The organism is Microbacterium bovistercoris, assembly GCF_003387575.1.
Lineage (GTDB): Bacteria > Actinomycetota > Actinomycetes > Actinomycetales > Microbacteriaceae > Microbacterium > Microbacterium bovistercoris.
On record NZ_QUAB01000040.1, the window covers coordinates 14,028 to 30,218 of the forward strand.

General features: G+C 69.9%; 14 protein-coding genes. 10 read left to right on the plus strand and 4 right to left on the minus strand.

The annotated features are described in order from the left end of the window. Position 1: 1 nt before the first annotated feature. Positions 2–2,848 (plus strand): helix-turn-helix transcriptional regulator, encoded by a 2,847-nt coding sequence (locus DY023_RS18375; RefSeq protein WP_116241958.1) that lies wholly within the window; start codon positions 2–4, stop codon positions 2,846–2,848. A 28-nt stretch (positions 2,849–2,876) separates the two neighbouring features. Here the strand turns inward: DY023_RS18375 and DY023_RS08750 are convergent, their stop codons facing one another. Next, a complete protein-coding gene (locus DY023_RS08750) occupies positions 2,877–3,257 on the minus strand; it encodes a DUF4406 domain-containing protein (RefSeq protein WP_245958638.1) in 381 nt (126 codons plus the stop codon). Positions 3,258–3,304: 47 nt separating this feature from the next. On the opposite strand from DY023_RS08750, the gene DY023_RS08755 reads away from it, so the two are divergent. Beyond that, positions 3,305–4,060: a DeoR/GlpR family DNA-binding transcription regulator gene (locus DY023_RS08755; protein WP_116241959.1), complete on the plus strand. Its 756-nt coding sequence runs from the start codon at positions 3,305–3,307 to the stop codon at positions 4,058–4,060. A 20-nt stretch (positions 4,061–4,080) separates the two neighbouring features. On the opposite strand, the gene DY023_RS08760 is transcribed toward DY023_RS08755, so the two are convergent. Beyond that, positions 4,081–5,013, minus strand: a complete 933-nt coding sequence (locus DY023_RS08760; RefSeq protein ID WP_116241960.1) for a LysR family transcriptional regulator — start codon at positions 5,011–5,013, stop codon at positions 4,081–4,083. A gap of 71 nt (positions 5,014–5,084) precedes the next feature. On the opposite strand from DY023_RS08760, the gene DY023_RS08765 reads away from it, so the two are divergent. From DY023_RS08765 to DY023_RS08785, 5 genes are all read left to right on the plus strand, one after another. Continuing rightward, positions 5,085–6,833, plus strand: a complete 1,749-nt coding sequence (locus DY023_RS08765; RefSeq protein ID WP_116241961.1) for an L-aspartate oxidase — start codon at positions 5,085–5,087, stop codon at positions 6,831–6,833. Positions 6,834–6,951: 118 nt separating this feature from the next. Continuing rightward, positions 6,952–8,466, plus strand: a complete 1,515-nt coding sequence (gene putP, locus DY023_RS08770) for a sodium/proline symporter PutP (protein ID WP_116242014.1) — start codon at positions 6,952–6,954, stop codon at positions 8,464–8,466. A gap of 118 nt (positions 8,467–8,584) precedes the next feature. Continuing rightward, a complete protein-coding gene (locus DY023_RS08775) occupies positions 8,585–8,794 on the plus strand; it encodes a heavy-metal-associated domain-containing protein (RefSeq protein WP_116241962.1) in 210 nt (69 codons plus the stop codon). A 40-nt stretch (positions 8,795–8,834) separates the two neighbouring features. Further along, positions 8,835–11,138 carry a heavy metal translocating P-type ATPase gene (locus DY023_RS08780; RefSeq protein ID WP_116241963.1) on the plus strand — a complete coding sequence of 768 codons (2,304 nt, stop codon included), beginning with the start codon at positions 8,835–8,837 and terminating at the stop codon, positions 11,136–11,138. 192 nt (positions 11,139–11,330) lie between these two features. After that, the gene (locus DY023_RS08785) at positions 11,331–13,364 is read left to right on the plus strand and encodes a heavy metal translocating P-type ATPase (RefSeq protein ID WP_245958642.1); all 2,034 of its coding nucleotides are present in this window, start codon (positions 11,331–11,333) and stop codon (positions 13,362–13,364) included. Between the two features lie 90 nt (positions 13,365–13,454). On the opposite strand, the gene DY023_RS08790 is transcribed toward DY023_RS08785, so the two are convergent. Beyond that, complete coding sequence (locus tag DY023_RS08790; RefSeq protein WP_116241964.1) at positions 13,455–13,751, minus strand: MerR family transcriptional regulator; 297 nt, start codon at positions 13,749–13,751, stop codon at positions 13,455–13,457. 129 nt (positions 13,752–13,880) lie between these two features. On the opposite strand from DY023_RS08790, the gene DY023_RS08795 reads away from it, so the two are divergent. Together DY023_RS08795 and DY023_RS08800 are read left to right on the plus strand one after the other, a co-directional pair. Beyond that, positions 13,881–14,303, plus strand: a complete 423-nt coding sequence (locus DY023_RS08795; protein ID WP_116241965.1) for an Hsp20/alpha crystallin family protein — start codon at positions 13,881–13,883, stop codon at positions 14,301–14,303. A 69-nt stretch (positions 14,304–14,372) separates the two neighbouring features. Further along, entirely contained in the window at positions 14,373–14,588 is a 216-nt protein-coding gene (locus DY023_RS08800; RefSeq protein WP_116241966.1) for a DUF2795 domain-containing protein, read from the plus strand. A gap of 80 nt (positions 14,589–14,668) precedes the next feature. On the opposite strand, the gene DY023_RS08805 is transcribed toward DY023_RS08800, so the two are convergent. Next, positions 14,669–15,268: an NADPH-dependent FMN reductase gene (locus DY023_RS08805; protein ID WP_116242016.1), complete on the minus strand. Its 600-nt coding sequence runs from the start codon at positions 15,266–15,268 to the stop codon at positions 14,669–14,671. A gap of 70 nt (positions 15,269–15,338) precedes the next feature. Here DY023_RS08805 and DY023_RS08810 point away from each other — a divergent pair, with 70 nt between their 5' ends. Beyond that, positions 15,339–16,034: an NADPH-dependent F420 reductase gene (locus tag DY023_RS08810; protein ID WP_116241967.1), complete on the plus strand. Its 696-nt coding sequence runs from the start codon at positions 15,339–15,341 to the stop codon at positions 16,032–16,034. Positions 16,035–16,191 lie beyond the last annotated feature (157 nt).

Below are 16,191 nucleotides of genomic sequence, written 5' to 3' on the forward strand. Positions count from 1 at the left end.
TATGCCCCTCGTCTCCCCGTCCGCCACGATGGTGGGCCGCGATATCGAGCTCGGGCTGCTCGAGCGGGCGTTCGACCGTGCGGGCGGCGGCGAGCCGGCATCCGTGCTCGTCGGCGGCGAGGCGGGCATCGGCAAGACCCGGCTGCTGGCGGAATTCGCCCAGCGGCTCGACGAGCGCGCCACAGTGCTGACCGGCTGGTGTCTCGACTACGGCTCCATGCCGGTGCCGTACGGTCCACTCCCCGCGATCGTCCGCGGTGCGCTGGAGGCTCTGGAAGACCCGTCCGCCGAGGCGGCCGGGCCCGGTCGGGCGGCGCTGCGGCTGCTGCTCCCCGAGCTCGGAGAGGGGCCCATCGACCGTTCGGCGATCGCGCCCGAAGGGCTGGGTGAGGCGATCGCCGACGTGTTCGAGGCCGCCGCTCGGCGGCATCCGCTGGTCGTGGTCGTCGAGGACCTGCACTGGGCCGACCCGGCGACGCTGTCGATCCTGTCGTTCCTGCTGCGCGCGCTCGCGCGCGAGCGGGTGATGTTCGTGCTCACCTGCCGAACCGACGAGGTCGGCAGGGGCGGTGCCGTGCGCACCTTCCTGGTCGGCGCCGAGCGTGCCCGCCTGCTCGACCGCATCGGCCTGGAGCGCCTCGATGCCGCAGCTGTGCGCATCCTGGCCGAGGCGCTGCGCGGCGGAGTCGACGACGCCGCCTTCGCCCGCATGCTGGAGCGATCGGAGGGCGTGCCGTTCTTCGTGGAAGAACTCTCCTGCAACGCCGACGGGCCGATCCCCGACACCCTGCGCGAGGTGCTGCTTGCGCGATTCGACGGGCTCGGCGACGACGCGAAGAAGGTGGTGCGACTGGCATCCGCCTCTGACGGATCGGTGTCGCACGACCTGCTCGCCACCCTCGCCGGCCTGCCAGACGAGCGCCTCGATGAGGCCCTGCGCGAGGCGATGGTCGCGTCGATCCTCGCCGTGCGCGACGACGACGCGTACGGCTTCCGGCACGCGCTCCTGCGCGAGGCCGTGCACGACGACCTGCTACCAGGGGAGCGGGGGCGTCTGCACCGCGCCTACGCCGAGGCCCTCGAGGCGCGGCCGGCCGGCGAGTGCAGCCGCGCGTCCGAGCTCGCGTTCCACTGGCACCAGGCACATGACCCGCGCCGCGCTCTCACCGCCGCCGTGCAGGCGATGACCCAGGCGCGCACCGCGTACGCGTTCTCGTCTGCGGCGCGGTTCGGCGAACTCGCGCTAGAGCTGTGGGATCAGGTGCCGGATGCTGCAGAGCTGGTCGGCGTGCCGCGGATCGCACTGCTCATGCGGCTGGGGTCGATCCTGCGGAACGCCGGCGACACCGAGCGGGCGCTGAGCGTCGTCGATCTCGCTCTCGCCGAGGCCGACGAGCACACCGAGCTGGGGCTGCGCGTGCGGCTGCTGCGCGACAAGGCGCAGTATCTGCAGAACGCCGGGCGGTCGGGCGCGATCGAATACGCCCAGAAGTCGCTCGCGCTGATGGATGACGACTTCGACGACCAGCGGCTGCGGGCCTCGGTGCTGGTGCTTCTCGCGGGCCGGTTGATGATCAGCGCGCGCTTCGATGAGTCCGAGGCGGCGGCCTCCGATGCGATCCGGATCGGCGAGAGCATCGGATCCGACTCGGTCATCTCGATCGCGGCGAACACCATCGCGGTCTGCCAGGTGGAGCGCGGTGACCTCGACAGTGCGTACGCATGGTTCCGGCGCTCCTGGGAGCACGCCACCGACAACAGCGCGAAGCTGAAGTACCGGGTCAATTACTCCGACGCGCTCTGCCTGCTGGGGCGCAACCACGAGGCGATCCGGGTCGCTGAGGAGGGCGTCGCGCATGCGCGTGCGCTGGGCCTGGAGCGCACCAGCGGTTCGATCCTCACGCAGAACCTCGTCGAGCCGCTGCAGCAGCTGGGCGCGATCGACCGTGCCGAGGAACTGCTCGCAGGCGACCTGGCGGTCCGCACGCACCGCATCTTCCGGGTGTACACGACGGCGTCGCGCATCAAGGCGCTCGCGTGGCGCGGTCGCCTCGACGAAGCCGTCTCGCTGCGGGACGAGTGGCGGGCCAGGGTCGATGCGGCCGCCGAGGTCGAGACCCAAGTCTGGTACGCGCGCCTGAAGACCGCGCTCGACATCGAGATGAACGCGGGGCGCGACGACGCGGCGGCAGAGCTTCTCGAGGGGCTGCTCGACGCACCCGGCGACCTGTTCGCGCACTTCGCGCGACTGCTCGGTGAGAGCGGATGGACCGTCGCGGCGCTGCGCGCCGCCGGGCAGCACGCCCGCGCCGCCGCGCTCGCGGACCGTCTCGTCGCCGCGTGGGACGCGCTGCCCGGCGGTCTGCGGCACCCGCACTGGGATCCCGTGCTGCGGGCCCTGCTCCACCCGACCGCAGACGCGTTGCGCGCGGCTCTCCCGCACGCCGACGACACGGATGCGCCCGTGCTGCATGCTGTGCTGGTGCGGCTGGAACTGGCGAAGGCCGTCCTGGCCGAGCGGGGCGACCGCGCCGAGGCTGTCGAGGCTCTGGCCGCGGCATCAGCCATCGCGGAGCGCGTCGGACATGCTCGCCTTGCGAGGGATGTGGCCGACTTCACCGCGGCATCCGGTCTCGCCCAGGGCCACTCGCGGGGCGACGGGGCCGAGCTGACCGAGCGCGAGCGTCAGGTGCTCGACCTGATCAGCGAGGGGCGCAGCAACCGCGAGATCGCCGATCAGCTGTTCATCAGCATCAAGACCGTGAGTGTGCACGTCTCGGCCATCCTGCGCAAGCTCGGTGTCGCCTCGCGCACCGAGGCGGCCGCGCGGCTGCGCGCCGGGGTGTAGGCGCGCCGCGCTGCGCGACCGGCGTCGGTCAGGCGGCGGTCGCCTGCGCGTTCGGGATCTCGTCGAGCGTGTAGTAGACCGGGATGCCGCGGTCCTGCGCGATGGCGACATCCTGGTCGGCGCCGCGCGACTCCCCCGGCAGGCGCAGAACGGCGTCGCAGTGCTGCAGCAGCCGCTCCGCCGTCGGATACATCACATCCGTCGCCAGCGGATCTGCGGGGCCGGTGGCGCCCGCGCTGGACAGCACCGGGAGTGCGACCCACTCGCCGATCATCGGCACGTGCCCGGCCTGGAAGATCGGCCAGGCGGCCTCCTCGAGACGCTTCAGGTTCCGGGCCATCAGCGCAGGGTCGCCGTTCGTCCCCGAGGCATAGGGGCCGGCGATCAGAATCAACATAGGCTTGCTCATAACAGGCACGATACAGCAAGAACGTGCAAAAACAGGAAGGATTGCGGATGCTCGCTGCGGCACGCAAGGATCTGCTGCTCGATCGGCTGCGCACCGACGGCCGCATCGTGGCGAAGGAGATCGCCGCCGAACTCGGTCTGTCCGAGGACAGCATCCGTCGAGATCTCCGCGAGCTCGACGCCGCAGGCCTGGCGGTGCGCGTCTACGGCGGCGCGCTGCCGGCCTCCCCCGCCGTGGTCGACTACGCCACGCGCACCCGGGTCGCCCCCGAGAGCAAGGCGCGCATCGCTGCGGCCGCCGTCGCGCTGATCGAGCCGGGGGCGACGGTCATCCTCGACGGCGGAACCACGACTCTCGCGATGGTCCATGCGCTTCCGAAGACATTCCCCTGCACGATCATCACGCACAGTCCGACCGTCGCCGCCGCACTGCTCGAGCATCAGGCCGACATCTATCTGATCGGCGGACAGGTCTTCAAGCACTCGGCGGTCGCCTGCGGTGCGGCCGCCGTCGAGGCGGCGAACCGGATCAGCGCCGACCTGTTCTTCCTCGGCGTGACGTGCATCCACCCGACCGCCGGGCTCACCACCGGAGACGCCGAGGAGGCCGCCATGAAGCGCCATCTCGCCTCCCGGGCCGCAGAGACGTACGTGCTCGGCAGCGACGAGAAGCTGGGGACCGCCTCCCGGTACACGGTCCTCTCGCTCTCCGCGGTCGCCGGGGTCATCACCGATCAGCCCGACGAGCACCCGATCCCTCGGCAGCTGTCCGAGGCGGGTGTCCGTCTCGTGCACGCCGGCTGAGTCGAGGCGGAGCGCGGGCGTCAGCGCACCGGTGCGATCCGGTCGTGCAGAGCGCTGCTATCATCCGTGAGCCCCGCCACGACCGTGAAGATCGTCCGCTCGATCGCCGCGACGGCCGTGCTCGGGCGCACGGCCGTGCGACGTGACAGATTGACGGTGCGCGTCAGCGACGGAGCGCGCAGCTGCGATCCGCGAAGCTCGGGCCTGCCCAGCAGCACGGTCGCGGGAACCACCGCCACGCCGATCCCGCGGGCCACGAAGCGCAGCACGGCGTCCATCTCGGCGCCCTCCACGGCGATCATCGGCGTCAGGCCGGCCGCCTCGAATGCGGCATCCGTGGCGACCCGCAGGTCGTAGCTGCGGTTGAAGGCCACCTGCGGCAGCGCCGCCAGCTCGCGGACCGTGAGGCGGGCGGGGACCCCCGTCGCATCGGCGGCGGAGGCGACGACCAGTTCCTCGGTGAACAGCGGCACGCGCTCGACGGCGGCATCGCTGCGCACGTTCGGTCGCGTGATGGTCAGGGCGAGATCGAGCGCGCCCTCTCCGAGCGCCTCCACGAGGGCCCGGGATCCCGCCTCCGTGATGTGCAGGTCGATGCCGGGATGCGCGCGCCGGAACTCGGCGATCACCTCGGCCACGACCGAGACGCAGAGTGTCGGCGGTGCGCCCAGGCGGATGCGGCCTCGTCTCAGCCCGGCGATCTCGTCCATCTCGTGGCGGGCGGCGTCGGCGTCGGCCAGCATCCGCCGCGCGATCGGCAGCAGCGCGTCGCCGGCCGTGGTGATCGCGACGCCCGTGCGGTCGCGCTGGAACAGCGTGGCGCCGAGGTCGGATTCGAGGGCCTGGATCTGCCGTGACAGCGAGGGCTGGGTCAGGAACAGCTCGTCGGCGGCGCGGGTGAAGTGCCCCAGGCGTGCGACGGCCTCGAACGAGCGCAGTTCCTCGAGTCTCATGCGCCAAATGTATCGAAGTCACTCGAACTATGCATTGGCGGGATCGTGAGCGGATTTCTAGCGTGGAACGCATGGTCTCCCCACAACCCGCAGAACGCCACCTCACCACCTCCGTCCTCGTGATCGGCACCGGCGGTGCCGGCCTCCGCGCATCCATCGAACTCGCCGAACGCGGCATCCAGGTGCTCGCCGTCGGCAAGCGCCGCAAGCACGACGCGCACACCACCCTCGCCGCCGGCGGCATCAACGCCGCGCTCGGCACGATGGACCCCGAGGACTCCTGGCAGCAGCACGCCGCCGACACTCTGCGCGAGTCGTACTTCCTCGCCGACCCTGAGATCGTCGAGGTCGTGGCCCGGAACGCGGCCCGCGGCATCGAAGATCTCGAGCGGTGGGGCATGCCCTTCGCCCGCGAGGCCGACGGTCGCATCAGCCAGCGCTTCTTCGGGGCCCACACCTACCGCCGCACCGCCTACGCCGGCGACTACACAGGCCTCGAGATCCAGCGCACGCTCGTGCGCCGCGCCGCCGAACTCGCAGTGCCCATCATCGACACCGTCTACATCACTCGCATCCTCACGGCCGACGGCACGGTGTTCGGCGCCTACGGCTTCGACATCGTGGACGGAACGCCCGTCGTCATCCACGCCGACGCGGTGGTCCTCGCTGCCGGCGGGCACACCCGCATCTGGCGGTACACCTCGTCGCGTCGCGATGAGAACACCGGCGACTCGTTCCGTCTCGCCGCCCTGGCCGGCGCCCGCATCCGGGACGCCGAGCTGGTGCAGTTCCACCCCTCCGGGCTGCTCGAACCCGACGACGCGGCCGGCACACTCGTGTCCGAGGCGGCGCGGGGCGAGGGCGGCATCCTCACCAACGCCGTGGGCGAGCGGTTCATGGAGCGCTACGACCCCGAGCGCAGAGAGCTGTCCACCCGCGACCGGGTCGCGCTGGCGAACTACACCGAGATCGCCGAGGGCCGCGGCACCGAGAAGGGCGGCGTCTGGCTGGACGTCTCGCACCTGCCGCGCGAGCAGGTCCTCGAGAAGCTGCCGCGCCTGTATCGGGCGATGATCGATCTGCAGATGCTCGACATCACCGAGCAGCCCATGGAGGTGGCGCCTACGGCGCACTACTCGATGGGCGGCGTGTGGGTGCGGGCCGAGGACCACGGCACCGGAGTCGAGGGGCTGTACGCCATCGGCGAGGCATCCAGCGGCCTGCATGGTGCGAACCGGCTGGGTGGCAACTCGCTCATCGAACTCATGGTCTACGGCCGGATCACCGGCGAGACCGCGGCCGACTACGTGCGCGGCCGTACCGAGGTGCGACGTGACCCGGAGGCCGTCGCCGCGGCGCGCGTCGAACTGCAGGGCTTCCTGCACAGCACCGGCGCCGAGACGCCGCGGCGGCTGCAGCGCGCCGTGCGCGACCTGATGACCGAGCACGCCGGCGTGATCCGCACCGAGGAGTCGCTCCGCGCGGGGCTCGTGAAGCTCGCCGAGCTCGAGGAGCGCGCGCAGAACGTCACCGCGCATCCCGACATCGCCGGCTTCGACGACCTCGCGCACGCCTTCGACCTGCTCGGTTCGCTGCTGGCCGCCCGCGCCACCCTCGAGTCGGCGATCGAGCGCCGTGAGACCCGCGGATGCCACAATCGCGCCGACTTCCCCGAGACCGATCCCGCGCTGCGCGGCAACATGATCTGGACGCCCGACGGCGGCGTCGAGTTCGAGCCCCTGCCCGAAGCGCCCGATTCGTTCCGCGAGCTCGCCGAGAAGGCGGCATCCGACGAGGTCGCGGGCAAGCTCGTCGAGTGATCCGCGATGAGGCGGCGCGGCCGGCGAAGCCGCCGCGCCGTCTCGGGTATCGCGCTCGCGCGCCTGCTTTGGCAGGGTGGAGCGCGAAGCGGTGCGCCGCATCGCGGAAGGGACGATGATGTCCGATTCGATCTTCACTTACGTGGCGCTCGGCGTGTACTTCGCCGGGATGCTCCTGATCGGGTGGTTCGCGTACAAGCGCACCGACGATCACGAGGACTACATGCTCGGCGGACGCAACCTGCCGCCGTGGGTGGCGGCGATCAGCGCCGGCGCCGCCGACATGTCCGGATGGCTCGTGATGGGTCTTCCGGGCGTCATCTACCTCAACGGCCTGATCGAGGCGTGGATCGCGATCGGCCTGACGATCGGCGCCTACCTGAACTGGCTGTTGGTCGCGCCGCGCCTGCGCGCATACACCGAGGTCTCGCGCAACTCGATCACCGTGCCGAGTTTCTTCGAGAACCGGCTGCGCGACCGCACCCGGATGCTGCGCATCCTCTCCGGCGTCGTCATCCTGGTGTTCTTCACGCTGTACATCTCGTCGGGCATGGTCGCCGCCGGCAAGTTCTTCGAGGGGTCGTTCAATGGCGACTACCTCTGGGGGATGCTGCTGGTCGGCGGCATCACCCTGCTCTACACCCTGTTCGGCGGATTCCTCGGGGCATCCCTCACTGACGTGGTCCAGGGGCTCATGATGGTGGTCGCGCTGATCGTGGTCCCCGTGGCGGCGGTGATCGCGATCGGCGGCCTCGACGAGACGGCGACGCTGATCGACTCGGAGCGCGACCCGGGCTTCCTGTCGCTGATGGGCACCGAGACCGTCACCGGCGGAACGGCGCTGGCGATCGTGTCGGCGCTTGCCTGGGGGCTCGGCTACTTCGGACAGCCGCACATCGTGGTGCGCTTCATGGCGCTGCGCTCGCCGCAGGAGGCGAAGAGCGCGCGCCGGATCGGCATCTCCTGGATGATCGTGTCGATGGCGGGTGCCGTGATCTCGGGTCTCGTGGGAGTCGCCTATATGGCGAGCAAGGGCATCACCCTCGACGATCCCGAGACCGTGGTGCTGGTGATGTCGCGGACTCTGCTGCATCCGTTCGTGGCCGGGCTGGTGCTGGCGGCGGTGCTGGCGGCGATCATGAGCACGGTGTCGAGCCAGCTCGTGGTGTGCTCGTCGGCCCTGGTCGAGGACCTCTACAAGGTGTTCAAGAAGACGCCGCCCGAGCAGAAGCGGCTCGTGCTGATGGGACGGATGGCCGTGCTGGTGGTCGCGATCATCGCGATCCTGCTGGCCATCACCCCGAATGACACGGTGCTCGGTCTGGTGTCGTTCGCGTGGGCGGGATTCGGTGCCGCGTTCGGCCCGATCATCCTGCTGAGCCTGTTCTGGCGCCGGCTCACCAACTGGGGCGCGCTGGCCGGCATGTTCGTCGGCGCGGCGACGGTGTTCATCTGGAAGCCGCTCAACACCGGGCTGTACGAACTGCTGCCGGCGTTCGTGTTCGCGTTCATCGCGGCCATCGTGGTGAGCCTGTTCACCTACAAGCACAACGAGGAGATCCAGGACGAGTTCACCCAGACCGGGACGATGCTCGCGGTGCCGCGACCGCACGCGGTGGGCGACACCCCCTGAACGGGGTTCTCGAAAGAAGATACCCCTCTGGGAATACCCCAGGGGGGTATCTTCTTGTATGCTGGTGAGACCGTACCCCAGGGGGGTACTCTGAGTCAGATCGAGAAAGGTGCGAACCATGACCACGACCGAGTTCCAGGTGACCGGGATGACCTGCGGGCACTGCGAGATGTCCGTCCGCAAGGAGGTCCAGCAGGTGGCCGGCGTCGAAGGCGTCGATGTCAGCGCGCAGACCGGCAAGCTCATCGTCACCTCCGCGGCATCCGTCGATGCGGCCGCCGTGATCGCCGCCGTCGACGAGGCCGGCTACCGCGCCGTCGCGGCCTGACCCATACCCGTCCATCCACCGAGACCGGAGCATCCGAATCATGAGCACCGCAGCAGCAGACAATCGCATCGAACTCGCCATCGGCGGGATGACGTGTGCGTCCTGTGCGATGCGCATCGAGAAGAAGCTCAACAAGCTCGACGGCGTCACTGCGACGGTCAACTACGCGACCGAGAAGGCGCAGGTCAGCGTCGACGGCGATCTCGACCCGGCGGTGCTCATCGCCGAGGTCGAGAACGCCGGGTACACCGCGCAGCTGCCGGCCGCGCCGAAGGATCGTGCGGATGACGGATCGGAGTCCGAGGACCCGGAGCTGCGCTCGCTGCGGCAGCGCCTGATCGGCTCGGCGGTGCTGAGCGTGCCGGTGATCCTGCTGGCGATGATCCCCGCGCTGCAGTTCACCTACTGGCAGTGGGCGTCACTCGCCCTCGCCGCGCCGGTGATCGTGTGGGGCGCCTGGCCGTTCCACCGCGCCGCCTGGGTGAATCTGCGCCACGGCGCGGCCACGATGGACACGCTGATCAGCCTCGGCACCTCGGCCGCGTTCCTGTGGTCGCTGTACGCGCTGTTCTTCGGCACCGCCGGGATGCCGGGCATGAGCCACGGGTTCTCCTGGACCGTCACGCCCACCGACGGCGCCGGGAACATCTACCTCGAGGTCGCCGCGGGCGTGACGACGTTCGTGCTTGCGGGCCGCTACTTCGAGAAGCGCGCGAAGCGGCAGGCGGGGGCTGCGCTGCGCGCGCTCCTCGAGCTCGGCGCGAAGGATGTCGCGGTGCTGCGCGGCGGCGTCGAGGTGCGCGTCCCCATCGAGGAGCTGCGCGTCGGAGACGAGTTCGTCGTGCGCCCCGGCGAGAAGATCGCCGCCGACGGCGTGGTCAGCTCGGGGACGAGCGCGGTCGACGCGTCGATGATCACCGGCGAGTCCGTGCCGGTCGAGGTCGGCCCGGGTGACGCCGTGACCGGCGCGACCGTGAACGCCGGCGGTCGACTGGTGGTGCGTGCCACGCGGGTCGGCTCCGACACCCAGCTCGCGCAGATGGCGCGGCTGGTCGAGGAGGCGCAGTCCGGCAAGGCCGAGGTGCAGCGCCTCGCCGACCTCATCTCGGGCGTCTTCGTGCCGATCGTGATCGGCATCGCCCTGGTGACGCTGGTCGCCTGGGCCGTGATCTCGGGCGACTGGAGCATGGCCTTCACGGCCGCGGTGGCGGTGCTGATCATCGCCTGCCCGTGCGCCCTGGGTCTGGCGACCCCGACCGCGCTGCTGGTCGGCACCGGCCGCGGAGCCCAGCTGGGCATACTCATCAAGGGGCCCGAGGTGCTCGAGTCCACCCGCCGCGTCGACACGATCGTGCTCGACAAGACCGGCACGGTGACCGAGGGGCGCATGTCGGTGGCGTCCGTGATTCCCACCGAGGGGACGGATGCTGCGCAGCTGCTGCGCCTGGCCGGCGCGATCGAGGACGCCAGCGAGCACCCGATCGCCCAGGCGATCGCGAAGGCTGCAGTAGCCTCACCGGCTCCTGAGCGAGCGAAGCGAGACGAAGGGCGCTCAGGAACCGCGGAGCCGCGAGACGAAGGGCGTCCCGTCGTCCTCCCCGAGGTCGAGTCGTTCCAGAACGTGGAGGGGCGCGGCGTCACCGGTGTCGTCGACGGGCACGCGGTGCTCGTCGGACGGCTCTCGCTGCTCGAGGACTGGGCAGTCCACCCTTCGCAGGACCTGCTCGACGCCAAGGCGCAGGCCGAGGCATCCGGCCAGACGGCGGTGCTCGTGGCCTGGGACGGTGAGGCGCGTGGTGTGATCGTCGTGTCGGACCGTGTGAAGGAGACCTCGGCCGAGGCCGTCGCATCGTTCGTGAAGCTCGGGCTCACGCCCATCCTTCTCACCGGCGACAACGAGGCGGCCGCGCGGCACATCGCCGCACAGGTCGGCATCTCCGAGGTCATCGCCGAGGTTCTGCCGGCGGAGAAGCTCTCGGTCGTGGCCCGACTGCAGGGCGAGGGCAGGATCGTCGCGATGGTCGGCGACGGCGTGAATGACGCTCCCGCACTCGCGCAGGCCGACCTCGGCATGGCGATGGGTACCGGCACGGATGTCGCGATCGAGGCATCCGACATCACCCTCGTGCGCGGCGACCTGCGCGCGGCGGCGGACGCGATCCGGCTCTCGCGACGCACTCTGGGCACGATCAAGGGCAACCTGTTCTGGGCCTTCGCGTACAACACCGCGGCGATCCCGCTCGCGGCGCTCGGGCTGCTGAACCCGATGATCGCGGGCGCGGCGATGGCCTTCTCGAGTGTCTTCGTGGTGGGGAACAGCCTGCGGCTGCGCCGGTTCCGCTGATCATCTCGTCCATACCCCTCTGGGACCCCTTGTGCGGGAATACCCCAGGGGGGTATTTTCGTTGTGATGAACATGGACAAGCACGAGGGCCACGACATGCACGCCGGGCACGCCACGGGATCGTTGAGCGAGCGAGGAACGAGCGAGACGAAACTCTCACAGCCCGCGCACGAGGGGCACGCCCGACACGACATGCACGCGGGCCACGGCGCTCACGCGGGTCACGACGCTCACACCGGGCACGCGGGTCACGCCGGTCACGCGGGTCACGGCGACCACGTCGGGCAGTTCCGGCGGCTGTTCTGGATCAACCTGATCATCGCCGTCCCCGTCGTCGCACTGTCGCCGATGTTCGCGATGATCCTCGGCTACGAAGTCCCGGCATGGGCGCGCTGGGTCGCTCCGGTGCTCGGCACCGTGATGTACGTCTGGGGCGGCCGCCCGTTCCTCACCGGCGCGGTGTCCGAGCTCAAGGCGCGCAAGCCCGGGATGATGCTGCTGATCGGTTTGGCGATCACCGTCGCGTTCCTGGCGTCCTGGGGTGCGAGCCTGGGGATCCTGCATCACGAACTCGAGTTCTGGTGGGAGCTCGCGCTGCTGATCGTCATCATGCTGCTCGGGCACTGGCTCGAGATGCGGTCGCTCGCGCAGACCAGCTCCGCGCTCGACTCGCTGGCGGCGCTGCTGCCCGACGAGGCCGAGCGGGTCGACGGCGACGAGGTCACGAAGGTCTCTCCGACCGATCTGCGCGTCGGCGACGTCGTCATCGTCCGCCCCGGCGGCAGCGTCCCCGCCGACGGACGGATCGTCGACGGCCGTGCCGACATGGACGAGTCCATGCTCACCGGCGAGTCCCGCACAGTATCGCGCGGCGCCGGTGACCAGGTCACCGCCGGAACGGTCGCCACCGACTCCGGACTGCGTGTCGAGGTCACCGCCACCGGCGACGACACCGCGCTGGCCGGCATCCGCAAGCTCGTCGCCGACGCGCAGGCGTCCAGTTCGCGCGCGCAGCGCCTGGCCGACCGGGCGGCGGCCTGGCTGTTCTGGTTCGCACTCGGGGCGGCGGCGATCACGGCGATCGTGTGGTCGATCATCGGGCTGCCCGACGAGGCCGTCATCCGCACGATCACCGTTCTCGTGATCGCCTGCCCCCACGCTCTCGGGCTCGCCATCCCGCTGGTCGTGTCGATCGCCACAGAGCGGGCGGCGCGCGCCGGTGTGCTCGTCAAGGACCGGTTGGCGCTGGAGAGTATGCGCGACATCGACGCGGTCCTGTTCGACAAGACCGGCACTCTCACCAAGGGCGAGCCCACCGTGACCGGTGTCGCGCCGGTCGGCGATCACACGTCGGACGAGGTGCTCGCGCTCGCCGCGGCCGCCGAGGCCGACAGCGAGCATCCGCTCGCGAAGGCGATCGTCCGCGCGGCATCCCACCTCACGCTCGCGAAGGCCACCGGCTTCGCGTCGTCGCCCGCCGTCGGCGTGACGGCGACGGTCGACGGGCGCGAGGTTCGTGTCGGCGGCCCGAGGCTGCTCGAGGAACTCGGTGCGTCCGAGGTTCCGGATGCTGCGGAATGGCGCACCGACGGCGCGATCATCCTGCACGTCGTGCGCGACGGCGAGGTGGTCGGCGGGCTGAAGCTGGCCGATGAGATCCGTTCCGAGTCGCGCGAGGCCGTCGAGGCGCTGCGGGCGAAGGGCGTCGAGGTCGTCATGATCACCGGCGATGCCGAGGCTGTCGCACACTCGGTGGCATCCGAGCTCGGTATCGAGCGCGTCTTCGCCGGCGTGCGTCCCGAGGACAAGTCCGCGAAGGTCGCCGAACTGCAGCGGGAGGGCAAGAAGGTCGCGATGGTCGGCGACGGCGTGAACGACGCTCCGGCTCTCGCGCAGGCGGATGTCGGCATCGCGATCGGCGCCGGAACGGATGTGGCGATCGCGTCGGCCGGCGTCATCCTGGCCTCCGACGACCCGCGTTCGGTGCTGTCGGTGATCGAACTGTCGCGGGCGAGCTACCGCAAGATGAAGCAGAATCTGTGGTGGGCCGCCGGGTACAACCTCATCTCGGTGCCGCTCGCGGCCGGCGTGCTGGCGCCGATCGGGTTCGTGATGCCGATGTCGGTCGGTGCGGTGCTGATGAGCCTGTCCACCATCGTCGTGGCGCTCAACGCCCAGTCCCTACGGCGGCTGGACCTGCGGCCGGAGAAGATGACCGCCCGCTGAGCGTCCATGCTCAACGCCCGGACGGAGTGCTCGGTCGCTCCTCTGCGAGCAGGCCGTAGTTCAGCCCTCCATCCACTCGCACTGCGCGGATCAGATGTCGCGCTCCTCGCGCTTTGCGGCGAGCTCCTCGCGCAGGCCTGCGTTCTCGTCCTCGAGATCGAGAATTCGACCGATGCCCGCGATGTTCATGCCCTCGTCGCGCAGCCTGCCTGCACGGCGCAGTCGTTCGATGTCGTCGTCGCTGTATCGGCGGGTGCCGCCGTCGCTGCGGAAGGGTTCGAGCAGACCCTTCTGCTCGAAAAGGCGAAGCGTGGCCTCCGGCATGTCGACCAGCTGCGCGGCGACCGCGATGCCGTACAGCGGTGTGCGTGAGGTTCGTTCTGCCATGTCTGCGAGTTCCCTGAGAGCTGCTTGCGATCGATAGGTCTTTGATCTATAAAAAATCTACATCCTGCGGTGCAGATTACTTGCACCATACACCACAAGCCCGACATGGGCCGCAAGAGAGGAGAAATCATGGGAATGACCTTCGACCCGATCAGCCAACTCGATCGTTTCGCCGCGAGCGTGCTCGATTCCGCGCGCACGCCGCGCTTCATGCCGGTGGATCTCTTCCGCGACGGCGACCGCTACGTCCTGCATGCGGACCTGCCCGGCGTCGATCCCGGCTCCATCGACATCGACGTCGACGGGTCGCAGCTGTCGATCCGTGCGCAGCGCACGCCCGACAGCGGCGAGGGCATGCGCTGGATCTCACGTGAGCGCAGTGGTGGCTCGTTCCTGCGTCAGTTCACGCTCGGTGACGGGGTCGACGTCGACGGGATCAGCGCCTCGTACGAGAGCGGGGTCCTGTCGGTGATCATCCCGGTGAGCGAGCGCGCCAAGCCGAGGAAGATCGCCGTGGAGCAGGCAGAGCGCCGCCAGGAGATCGCTGCCTGACGTCCGGAAGGGGTGGGAGAGGAGTCCCCACCCCCGCCGGAGAAACACCGATCACGGAAGGAGAACACGATGAACACGCTCACGCCCGCACTCGATCGCTTCCTGACGGCGATGGAGTTCCCCGCGATGAAGGACGACCTCATTCGTGAGGGGGCGCGCGACGGTCTCGGCTCCGAGGACAGGGCGCGTCTGGACAGCCTGCCGGAGGGGCGCTACGACGGCCGCTTCCATGTGCACGAGGCGCTGGCCACCTCGACCGAGGACGCGGGACTCGTCGCCGCGTGACCGGACTGCGGGGGCGGACTCGTCATCCGCCCCCGCTGCCGGCGACCGCCCGCTTCCGGTGCAGAAGCGGGATCAGTCCCTCAGTGCATGACCTCCGGATCGGAGTCGCCCATGTGACCGGGCAGCGCGCTGGAGAGCACCCGGGCGACGAACGCCGAGTACTCCGACATGTAGTGCGCGAGGAACTGCGCGGTGCTCTCGTTCGAGACGGTGCCGTCGGCGGCGAAGACCTCGGGATCGAAGTGGATGTAGGCCTCCGGAGCGTTCAGCTGCGGGGCGTCGAGGAAGCTCAGCACGCTGCGCATCGACGACTGCATCACCGCCGTGCCGATCGCACCGGCCGAGGCGCCGATGATGCCGGTGGGCTTGCGGGCGAACGAGTTCTGTCCCCACGGCCGGGAACCGATGTCGATCGCGTTCTTGAGCGCGCCGGGGATCGAGCGGTTGTACTCCGGCGAGATGAACAGCAATCCGTCCGCGCTCTCGACCGCCTGCTTGAACGCGGTCACCGCCGGACCCGGGCTGTATTCGTCGTCCCGGTTGTAGATGGGCAGGTCGCGGATCGGGATCTCGAACATCTCGAGATCGTCCGGCGCGAGCTTCACCAGCGCCTTCGAGAGCACCCGGTTGATCGAGTCGCTCGCCAGGCTTCCGATGAGGTATCCGATGCGGTAGGTCATGACCTGCTCCGTTCTCATTGGGCCTTCCAGGTCTACTCCCGACGCCCCGTCGCGGCAATACGATCGAGGCATGATCGGCACGCTCGGAATCCTCGGTGCCGGGCGGGTGGGCCTCGTCCTCGCACGGCTCGCGGCGGATGCCGGCATGGCGGTGCTCCTGGCCGGTTCCGGTGACCCCGCACTGATCCGCGCGTCGGCGCGCGGCGTCGGCGCCACGGCGCTCACTGCGCGCGAAGTCGCGGAGCAGGCGGATGCGGTGATCCTCGCGCTTCCGCTCGGCAAGTACCGCAGCATCCCGGCGGATGCCCTGCACGGAAAGCTCGTGATCGACGCGATGAACTACTGGTGGGGGTCGGACGGCATCCGTCCCGAGCTCGACGACCTGCGCACCACGACCAGCGAGACCGTGCAGGCGTACCTGTCGGATGCCCGGGTGGTGAAGGCTCTCAGCCACGTGGGATATCACGATTTGGAGGACGACGCCCGGCCCGCCGGAGCGGCGGATCGCAAGGCCATCGCGATCGCCGGCGACGATCCTGCCGACCTCGACGTCGTCGCGCGACTCGTGGACGCGCTCGGCTTCGATCCGGTGATCGCGGGACCGCTGAGCGCCGGCATCATGTTCGAGCCCGGCGCCGAGGCGTTCGGCGCCGACGTCGACGCAGCCGAGCTGCGCGCGATGCTCGCCCGCTTCCCGGCGTCTCAGCGAGGCATCCGCGTCGCCCGTGCGCGCAGCGGTGGCGGCCCCACGAGCGGCGGCTTCTGACCGACATCCGAGTTTCCCCTGGTTCCGGTCTCAACGGATGTGGGTGATCCCCAGTTCCGGTCTCAACAGATGTGGGTGCTGAGCCGAAACACCCACAACGAGTGAGACCGGAGCTTCAGGGGCTTCAGGCCACCACGCGGTTGCACCTGCCCTGCTC

What these genes read in the sequence shown, in the direction of transcription:
- DY023_RS18375 (WP_116241958.1), top strand. Translation starts at nt 2, where the DNA reads ATGCCCCTCGTCTCCCCGTCCGCCACGATGGTGGGCCGCGATATCGAG.
- DY023_RS08750 (WP_245958638.1), bottom strand. Translation starts at nt 3,257, where the DNA reads ATGAGCAAGCCTATGTTGATTCTGATCGCCGGCCCCTATGCCTCGGGG.
- DY023_RS08755 (WP_116241959.1), top strand. Translation starts at nt 3,305, where the DNA reads ATGCTCGCTGCGGCACGCAAGGATCTGCTGCTCGATCGGCTGCGCACC.
- DY023_RS08760 (WP_116241960.1), bottom strand. Translation starts at nt 5,013, where the DNA reads ATGAGACTCGAGGAACTGCGCTCGTTCGAGGCCGTCGCACGCCTGGGG.
- DY023_RS08765 (WP_116241961.1), top strand. Translation starts at nt 5,085, where the DNA reads ATGGTCTCCCCACAACCCGCAGAACGCCACCTCACCACCTCCGTCCTC.
- putP (WP_116242014.1), top strand. Translation starts at nt 6,952, where the DNA reads ATGTCCGATTCGATCTTCACTTACGTGGCGCTCGGCGTGTACTTCGCC.
- DY023_RS08775 (WP_116241962.1), top strand. Translation starts at nt 8,585, where the DNA reads ATGACCACGACCGAGTTCCAGGTGACCGGGATGACCTGCGGGCACTGC.
- DY023_RS08780 (WP_116241963.1), top strand. Translation starts at nt 8,835, where the DNA reads ATGAGCACCGCAGCAGCAGACAATCGCATCGAACTCGCCATCGGCGGG.
- DY023_RS08785 (WP_245958642.1), top strand. Translation starts at nt 11,331, where the DNA reads ATGCACGCGGGCCACGGCGCTCACGCGGGTCACGACGCTCACACCGGG.
- DY023_RS08790 (WP_116241964.1), bottom strand. Translation starts at nt 13,751, where the DNA reads ATGGCAGAACGAACCTCACGCACACCGCTGTACGGCATCGCGGTCGCC.
- DY023_RS08795 (WP_116241965.1), top strand. Translation starts at nt 13,881, where the DNA reads ATGGGAATGACCTTCGACCCGATCAGCCAACTCGATCGTTTCGCCGCG.
- DY023_RS08800 (WP_116241966.1), top strand. Translation starts at nt 14,373, where the DNA reads ATGAACACGCTCACGCCCGCACTCGATCGCTTCCTGACGGCGATGGAG.
- DY023_RS08805 (WP_116242016.1), bottom strand. Translation starts at nt 15,268, where the DNA reads ATGACCTACCGCATCGGATACCTCATCGGAAGCCTGGCGAGCGACTCG.
- DY023_RS08810 (WP_116241967.1), top strand. Translation starts at nt 15,339, where the DNA reads ATGATCGGCACGCTCGGAATCCTCGGTGCCGGGCGGGTGGGCCTCGTC.